The following is an 8,696-nucleotide window of genomic DNA, read 5'->3' on the forward strand; positions in this document are numbered from 1 at the left end:
CTTGGGGGGCTGCGGACCCAGGGCGTCGCTATGCGGCTCCGCCGCGGCGCTGTGCTCTGGGCTGATTTGTTTCAGCCCCCTCTGGGGCGGGCGCGGAGCGGTAAGGAAGGCTCGATGCCTTGTCGAAGGGCGAGCCGGTGAGTGAAGTCAGGGCCAGGGCAAAAGGGGTCACAGCCCTAACACTCAGAAGGGGTCACAGCCCGAGCGATCGGTCCTATGGGTTCGCCGTCTTTCCAGCTCAGCCCATGTTCCCATGTAGGGGGTCAGAGCCCCGAGCAAAGGACCAGGTCAAAAGGGGGCTCGGGGCAATAGGGGTCACAGCTTTAGCAACGGGCCCCAGGAGGCGGGGCTTGGTTTGGGGCGGCGGCGGGGGCAGAAGGCGGCGAGAGTTAGGCGGCCGAGGCGTGGGCTCGGTCGGCTGGGGCGACTTGGCCGTTCTCAAGTCGCACGATCACATCGGCTTTGGCGGCCACCGCGTCGTCGTGGGTGACCATCGCAATCGTCAGCCCCTCGTCCTGGTGGAGCTGGCGGAGCAGACCGAGAATTTGCTGGCCGGTCTGCGAGTCGAGGTTGCCGGTCGGTTCGTCCGCCAACAAGATTTTGGGTTCGGACATCAGCGCCCGGGCGATCGCCGCACGCTGCATCTCGCCGCCGCTCAGTTCCCGCGGCTTGTGGTGCATGCGATGGCTGAGCCCGACCCGCTCGAGCAGTTCACTGGCCCGCCGCCGCGCCTCGTGTCTGCCGAGGAAGTAGGACCACGCCGAGCGATTGATCATCGTCGGCGTGAGCACGTTCTCCAGCGCCGTCAGCTCCGGCAGCAGATGATAGAACTGGAAGATGATGCCAATCTCCCGGTTGCGATACGCGTCGCGGCGGGCCCGCGAGGCGGAATCGATCCGCTCCCCGGCAAAATAGATCTCGCCGGAGTCGGGTTGGTCGAGTGAAGCGAGCAGATGCAGCAGGGTGCTCTTGCCCGATCCGCTCCGGCCGACCATCGCTGTCAGGGAACCGGCTTTCAAGTCGAAATCGACCCCCCGCAGCACGGGGACCTCGAGCCGATTCTTGCAGTAGCTTTTGACCAATCCACGTGCGGTCAGAATCGACGATTGAGAAACAGTCGGTGCCATGGATGGGGTCGTCTGTGGTGGAGTGGAAAACGCAGCCCGCGACATCGCGTTCAGAGGAAGGTTTATTCGTAGCGAAGGGCCTGGACCGGATGCATGCGAGCCGCCCGGTAAGCCGGCAGCACGCTGGCCAGGGTGGCGATCAGGACCGCGCCAGTAACGACCCAGACAAGCGTGAACGGCTCGACAATCGTTGGGATCTCGCTGAAGTAGTAGATCGCCGGATCAAAAACCTCTTGGCCGGTGACGATCTCGATCAGCCGGGCCACTTCGTTGATGTGACGGACAAACAGCAGGCCGCCGATCAAGCCGACGCCCGAACCGACCACGCCGAGCAGCAATCCGTAGCTGAGGAAGATGCTCATCACCCCCCGCCCCGACGCCCCGAGTGCCTTGAGCGTCCCGATGTCGCGGGTCTTCTCGACCACGATCATGAAGAACGTCGCCAAGATCCCGAACCCGGCCACGGCGATGATCAGGAACAGCAGGATGTTGAGGATCATCGTTTCGAGCTGGACCGCAGCCAGCAGCGGGCCCTGCATGTCCCGCCAAGTTTGGATCTGGTAGGCGTACTGCTGCGGAGGGAACCGGCGGCGAAGCAGATCGCGGACAGCGTTCAAATCCGCCCCCTCGACCAACTTCAGCTGAATCGTCGTCACGCTCCGGCGGCCCGATTCCGGATCGATCATCCCCCGAAACTCCTGCAGATCGGCGAGCGGGACGAACGCAAACGTTCCGTCGTATTCGCTCATCCCGCTCTCATACAGGTCGACGACCGTGAAGCGTTGGTCGAGCACTTTGGTGTTCTCCGACGCGCTCGGGAACATCAGCCGCACGTCGTCGCCCGGTCGGCAGTAGAAGTAGTCCTCGACCTCTTCTCCATCGCTGCGAACCCGCGTGCTGCAGGTGGCGATCCCCAGCACAATCCCAGGAAACGTTTCCTTGGCGGGATCGAACTCCACCGGGTTACCCGACTCCGAAGCAAACTCGGGAGTCGCCTGCAGCGGGGACCAGCCCGGACCGGCTGCCGCCGCATCAGAATCTGCCGCCTCCGAGCTCCCCGCAGCCGAACCCGCCACTGCAGTGCTGCCCGCCGCAGAACCTGCCGCATTGGGGAGGGCGAGCGGTTGGCCCGCCGCGCGGCGGTTGGCAGCCATCACCGCTTCGATCCGCTGACGCTCCGCTTCGATCGCTTTTTCGTAAGCGGCCCGCGCCCGTCGATACTCCCACCCCGACTCGGGAAAGCCCTGTCGCTCTGGAGCATAGCCCGCCTCGCGAAGCTCAAACGCGACGTGCTCGCGGTTCTCCGGGTGCAGCAAGTACTTGCCGAAGTCGCTGACCGTGTCGTACGTGCGAGCGTCGATGCCGACGAGGTTGACTTGCCGGGTGACCAGCTGACCATTGTGCTCGATCCCCATCATCGCCGGCACGTGGACCGAGACCGATGTCCCGACCAGTTGATCGCCGACGAGTTCGCGGATCTCTTCGACGTGCGCTTCCGGATCGAGAATCCCGCCGACGGTGTGGCACTCCAGCAGAATATCCGAAGCCAGCCCGTGCATCCGCTCGTGCATTTCGGCTGAGAAGCCAGCCATCACGCTGTTGACGACGATCAGCGTGGCAACCCCCAGGGTCACACTGATGATCGACGCGAGGGCGATATAGCGTGTGCGGAGATAGCGAAAGCACAACAACCAACGGTACATGAGCGTCTCCGACGCAGTTGAGGCGGACCAATCCTTGTCCAGTCGCCGCGGAGCATACCGGTCCTCGCCGCAGCGGGTAAAGACCAGCCCCATTGTGGGCCGCCGCCGGCTCGGGACCTGGTCGTTTCGAAGTTCCGCTGCGCTGTTCGCGAACAGTCCGCTTCGCTGGTTTCGGGGGTTGGCTCTTTCGCCGGTGAGTCGCTAGGCTCTTTCGGAAAATCGACTCCACCAGTCGCGGGTGCTTCGTTCGGCCCTCCCTCCGTTGGGCTCTCCCTCCATGTGGCCGCCCTCCCCGCTCGTTCCTCGCGACCCTCCCGGGGGGAGGGTGACGAAGAAGCGGCTGCCGCAAAAGACACAGATCGCATGACTTCCAAAATCGACTCCGCGGATTCTTCCTCGTCCAAACTCCCCGCAGCTGTTTGGGAGCGGTTCCGACACGGCGTTGCGATTCCCGCCCATCCGTTGGCCCTGACCGCCGAGCGTCGGATGGACGAACGGCGGCAGCGGGCGCTCACCCGGTACTACCTCGCCTCGGGCGTCGGCGGGCTCGCGGTCGGCGTGCATACGACCCAGTTTGCGATCCGCCAGCCGCAGGTGGGGTTGTTTCGGCCGGTGCTGGAGCTGGCGGCCGAGGAGATGGATCGCGGCGAGGCGAGCGGGGCGACGCAAGGCCCGCTGGTGCGAATTGGCGGGATCTGCGGGGACACTCGGCAAGCGGTTGCCGAAGCGGAAACACTCCGCGAGCTTGGCTATCACACGGGATTGCTGAGTTTGGCGGCCATGGCCCGCCGCGGCTTGGACGAGCTGATCGAGCATTGCCGCGCGGTCTCCGAGGTGATCCCGATCGTCGGGTTCTATCTCCAGCCAGCGGTGGGAGGTCGCGTGCTGCCCTATTCGTTTTGGCGCCGCTTCGCCGAGCTCGAGAACGTGATCGGGATCAAGATCGCGCCCTTCAATCGGTACCAAACGATCGACGTCGTGCGGGCAATCGCCGAGAGCGGCCGCGACGATATCCCGCTCTACACCGGCAACGATGACCACATCGTGCTGGACCTATTGACGCCGTTCCGCTTCGACTGCGATGGCCAGCCGCGGACGGTCCGGATCGTCGGCGGATTGCTTGGCCACTGGTCGGTGTGGACGAAGCCGTCGGTGGAGCTATTCGCCGAGTGCCGGAAAATTGCGGGAGCTGCAGAGGCCGCCGCGGACAGCGAAGACGCTCCCCTCGTCTCAGATCGCTTGTTGCGGCTGCACAACGAAGTCACCGACATGAACGCGGCGGCATTCGACTCGGCCAATGGTTTTGCCGGCTGCATTGCTGGGCTCCACGAGATCCTCCGCCGCCAAGGCTTGCTCGAAGGGATCTGGTGCCTCGACGAGCAGGAAACGCTCAGCCCCGGACAAGCCGAGGAGCTCGATCGAGTCACCGCGGCCTACCCGCATCTCTGCGACGACGCGTTCATCGCCGAGCACCGCGACGAGTGGCTGCGGTAGGCTGGCCCGGACTACCGCTGCCACCGCTGCCAGGACAAGCCGGGGCGATCGACTCGGAACTGGACGATCCGCTGTTGGTCAGCCTCGGTCACATACGCGGTCCGCCCGTCGGGGCCGCCGAAGCAGATGTTCGTGGGCTTTGACCCGAGCACGTCGATCTCCCGCACGATCTCGCCGGAGGGGGAGAGGACGACGACCGTCCCTTTGCCGTGCCGGGTGATGTAGAGGTTTCCGTCGACGTCGGCTCGCATACCGTCAAAGCCATGGTCGGGAAACTGTCGCAGCAAACGTTTTTCGCTGAGGTTTCCGTCCGGACCGATTCGAAACGCCCACACGTTTCGCTGGACGCTTTCGTTGACGTACAGCGTCCGATCGTCGGGGCTGACCTCGATCCCGTTGGTCGTCCCCATCCCTTCGGCCACCAGCTCGGTCGAACCGTCCTGGTCGATCCGCCAGACTTGGCCCGTCCCCTCCTTCCAATTCGGGTCGCTGGCGTAGAGGACGCCGCGGGAGTCGATCGCGAGATCGTTCGGCTGATTCATCTTCGCGTTGTGAGCGAACACCTCGATCTCTTTCGACCGCGGATCGATCCTCAACACATTGTGCTCGGGGTAATCGGCGACGTAGAGCATGCCTTGGCGGTCGAACCGCAACCCGTTGCCGACGCTCTTGCCGGGGAGTGTGACGAAAACCTCCGGCTCGCCCCCCAGCGGAATGCGGCCGATCGTCTGCTGGCGAGCAAAGTTGACGGCGTAGAAATTCCCCTCGGCGTCGCAGGCCGGACCTTCGACGCCTGCGGTGAAGCTCCCCGGCTCGGTCAGGGGGCGGGCCACGAACAACTCTTCCGCCGCGGCTGAGTTGGCCGAGAGCGAACCGATCAAAATCGAACCGGCCCCAAGCGAACCCATCGTGAGTGAACCAAGGATCGGCAGAGTCAGAAGCGTGCGGAGCATTGGAGTGAAATCCTCGGCGGGGCAACGGGGAAACAAAAGCCGGCAGCGGAGCGGATTTTAGGATAGCTACGGTAACATGGCGAGCGTTCGCTGAGGGCGGCTTTGGGGCTGCTTTCGGGTGGCTTTCGGGCGGGATCGCGGCACACCGGTTGCGTGGAGGAGAAGGCGAAAGCACCGTTCTTCCATGCATCGGGGATTCTACCGTGAACCGCCATTTCACCTTTCTTCCGGCTGCCGTTCTGGCCAGAGCCGGAGTTCGTCTCGCCGGCGCCACTCTCGCCGGTGCCGTGGCCACCCACTGCGTTTTCTCGGCAGCGCCTGGCTCGAGCGGAGCGGCGCTTGCCCAAGCACCGGAAGTCGCTCCAGCGTCCGAAGTGACCGCCGAACTCGCCGAGGCGGATGACGCACCGATCCCCGAAGGCCAACCGGCCGCCATCAGCGATTGGGCGTTGGCCGGTGTGGTTTGGAGCGATGCTCACCTGGTACGACGGTTGGCTCAAGCGGCGGCCGCGCAGTCGGACAGTTCGGAGTACCGCGAGAAGATGGCGCTGTTGATCAATGACTGCGACAACCTGATCGATGCCTTGGAAACGTTTGGCTGGCGACGCATCGCCGCCGAGAGAGCCGAACAACAGGCGGCGGCCGCAGCGGTAGCCGAGGCCGTGGAAGAGGCAGCGGAAGAGCCACGCGTGGCAGTTACTCCACCGCGGCCCGTTGTGCCTCCCCTGTTGCCTGCGAGCGAAGCGCTCGATGACGATGTGCTCGACCAGCCCCGCCCCTTCTCGTTTCGCCGCTACTGGGTCGCCGATTACACGGCCGAGGCTCCGCTGGAGCCGCTGACGGCAGCCGAAGCGGCGGAAGAAGGGATCGAAGAAGCGGTCGCCGCGGCCCCGAGCAAGGCTGACGCCGGTTTTGACGCGGACGAGCAAACCGGCCCCAATGCTCGCCGGCTCGCACAGACGCAATCGGCGACGCTTCCCTATGCGGGCGATTCGATCTACGACCTGAGAGACCTGCGCCCGAACGCTCCGTATCCCGAACGGCCGGCGGCGGTGGCCGCGGAACTTCGCGAAGATGTGCCGCGGGTCGAGAGTCTCCGACCGGCGACCGAAGCGGTCGAACCCAACGTGCCGCTGGACCTACCCACCGAAGAGCTGCTCGACGCGGCGGTCCGTCAGCCCGTCGCGCCGTTGGTCTCGATCGACATCACTCGCTACACCGACCGCGTCCAGCAGTTTCAGCAGGACGCCAACTGGGTGAAGTTCCGCTTGGCGGCCAATCAGCAGCGATGGCGGATGCTGCAGAATCGCGGCGAGGACGAGTCGATTCCCGTCCTCACCGATCATCTCGACGCAGCCCTGCTGCAGCTGCAGGCTGATGCCTCCACGGCGCTAGCCGCCAGCAAGGATTCGCAGCTGTCGGAAGTCCTGCAAACGATATTCGACTGAGCCGCTCCCTTGCGGTGAACTCGGTCGGTGCTGCCGAAACATTCATCAGCCGCCGGGCGTTAGCCCCCGGTTCTCGAAAACGCAGTGAGAACCGGACGCTAGCGCGTGGCGGCTGATTTGGCACTCCAATTCGCGATTCTTTTCCTTGCTTCTGACCTCACAGCGCCTCGTCTTCCTCAACCGATTCTTTCAGGGCCCGTTGCAGCAGGTTGTGAGTGATCTTTTGGACTCGCTCGTCGGGACCGTGAGGCCGACTCCAGTGCGACCACGGAAGGGTGTGCCCGGGAGGCGAGCTGAGCCCCTGCACCCAAAAGATCGTCGCCGCATTGAATACAAAGTTACCTTTGGGGCCCGGGTAGATGGTGGCGGTCCAGTCCGATGGATTGACGCCACCCTGCCAGGCGGTTCCAGCGCCGACAACCTCGAGCCCCGGGATTTCCGCGGGCAGCCCATGGAACTCCCAGCCGATTAGCCCCGGGATCGAGTCGCCGTTCTGCACGCCGGTTCCCTCGAACATCCAGTGGTCCGCCTTGGTGACGATCCAGTCCCCTCCGCCATTGACCGGGCGAATGTTGCGAGCCCCCATTAGCAGCCCTTCGTCGGGACCACGGTGGGAAAAGGGACCAAAGTTTTCTTCCCGCTCCACCGCATATTCATTCTCCGCCCCGTAGGGCCCGCCACGGAAAATGATTCGGTTCGGGCGACCGTCGTAGCTGTCGCGGAATGGCGAGACCCAGCAGACGCTGTTGCCGCTGAGGAATAGCAAGTCGACCCCTTCGTCTCGCATTTTCTCGACGCTGCGGAATTGGCGAATATCCCAGTATTCGTCATGCCCGACGCTGATAAAGCTCTGACATTTCAGCCCGCGATCGGGCGTCAGCATGTCGCTGTTGGAGCAATAGGTGACGTCGTAGCCGTGCTGTTCGAGCCAGTAGGCCAGCGGAAATTCGAGCGGCAGGAATTCACCCGAGCCGACCGTCAGCGGATCGTTGACCACTCCGGTGAATTGCGCTTCTCGACCATAGGGACGATCGAAGCTGACGTCGGCCCACGGCCCCTGATTGCCCTTGGGGTGGGTGTACAGCGAGTATTTCGTGGGCCATTGGTTATAAGCCTGCCAAGTATTGTCGGAGCATTGGAACAAGACCTCCGCAGGGCGATCATCCGTCACGATAAAGACCACGTAGCTTTGCCAGTACGCTTCTTGGCCTTGGGGAATCGTCGTCATCCGCCCCAGGTAGACGCCGCTGACCCAGTCTTCAGGAATCGTCAGCTGCAGGGTTGGCTCCCAGCGGCACTCTTGGAGGTTTTTCTCCCCCAGTTCGGGCGTCGGCTGCGTTTGTCCTTCGACTCGCTCGATCGTCTTCATCAACCGCGCACCGCGGCCGCCGTAATAGCCCATCCGGAAGAACTCGATCGAAAAATCCCGCACCGGATTGGTCGAGACCATGATGTCGATCGTCTCGCCCGCTTTGACGCTTTGCCGCGAGCAGTAGCCTTCGATCCACGGCGAGCGGTACTGGCCGCCATCGACGCGGACTCGGGTCAGCTGCCAATCGGTCGATCCTTCGTGGGCGTTTTCCCGCTCGATCACGTTCTGCGGTCCTTCATCCGCGGCGGCGGCTCGCGAGAAAACGCTGGGTGCCGTCCACAGCAGCGCCACGGCTGCGACACATCGAAACCAAACCCGAGGCATGGAAGGTTCTCCTGAGGGGAAAGTTCGGGGAAGGAGCAAAGGCAGGCAGAAACTTTGTTCTGCAGCAGCTTAAGCCAACTCCGTCCGCTAAGCGAACTCTTGCGCTTCCAGCTCGGATTATTCATCAGCCGACGGCGCTAGCCGCGGGTGCTGCAGCGAAAGTTCCGAGGCTGCGAGGCCCGAGGCTAGCTGGACAGCGCCACTTTGGATTGGTTCGGAGCAGGACGGCTCGCGGAAAAATCGTTTAACGGCAAGCCGAAGGCGACTGCTTTTTA

Annotated in this window: 6 protein-coding genes; 2 read left to right on the plus strand and 4 right to left on the minus strand. The window is 63.7% G+C overall.

Annotated features, from left to right (window positions below; all coding sequences use genetic code 11):
* Positions 1 to 389: 389 nt before the first annotated feature.
* Positions 390 to 1,127, minus strand: coding sequence for an ABC transporter ATP-binding protein (locus GNK13_RS05410; protein WP_164101428.1), 738 nt, complete (start codon positions 1,125 to 1,127; stop codon positions 390 to 392).
* Between the two features lie 62 nt (positions 1,128 to 1,189).
* A complete protein-coding gene (locus GNK13_RS05415) occupies positions 1,190 to 2,830 on the minus strand; it encodes an ABC transporter permease (protein ID WP_164101429.1) in 1,641 nt (546 codons plus the stop codon).
* Positions 2,831 to 3,193: 363 nt separating this feature from the next.
* Between GNK13_RS05415 and GNK13_RS05420 the strand changes: the two genes are divergently transcribed.
* Entirely contained in the window at positions 3,194 to 4,324 is a 1,131-nt protein-coding gene (locus GNK13_RS05420; RefSeq protein WP_164101430.1) for a dihydrodipicolinate synthase family protein, read from the plus strand.
* A gap of 11 nt (positions 4,325 to 4,335) precedes the next feature.
* Here the strand turns inward: GNK13_RS05420 and GNK13_RS05425 are convergent, their stop codons facing one another.
* Positions 4,336 to 5,277, minus strand: a complete 942-nt coding sequence (locus GNK13_RS05425; RefSeq protein ID WP_164101431.1) for an SMP-30/gluconolactonase/LRE family protein — start codon at positions 5,275 to 5,277, stop codon at positions 4,336 to 4,338.
* A gap of 203 nt (positions 5,278 to 5,480) precedes the next feature.
* Here GNK13_RS05425 and GNK13_RS05430 point away from each other — a divergent pair, with 203 nt between their 5' ends.
* Positions 5,481 to 6,725 carry a hypothetical protein gene (locus GNK13_RS05430; protein ID WP_164101432.1) on the plus strand — a complete coding sequence of 415 codons (1,245 nt, stop codon included), beginning with the start codon at positions 5,481 to 5,483 and terminating at the stop codon, positions 6,723 to 6,725.
* A 157-nt stretch (positions 6,726 to 6,882) separates the two neighbouring features.
* On the opposite strand, the gene GNK13_RS05435 is transcribed toward GNK13_RS05430, so the two are convergent.
* On the minus strand, positions 6,883 to 8,421 hold the full coding sequence (locus tag GNK13_RS05435; protein ID WP_203328935.1) for a N,N-dimethylformamidase beta subunit family domain-containing protein: 1,539 nt from the start codon (positions 8,419 to 8,421) through the stop codon (positions 6,883 to 6,885).
* Positions 8,422 to 8,696: the final 275 nt, after the last annotated feature.

Origin of the sequence: Candidatus Laterigemmans baculatus (genome assembly GCF_010367455.1) — a bacterium.
Taxonomy (GTDB): Bacteria; Planctomycetota; Planctomycetia; order Pirellulales; family Pirellulaceae; genus Laterigemmans; species Laterigemmans baculatus.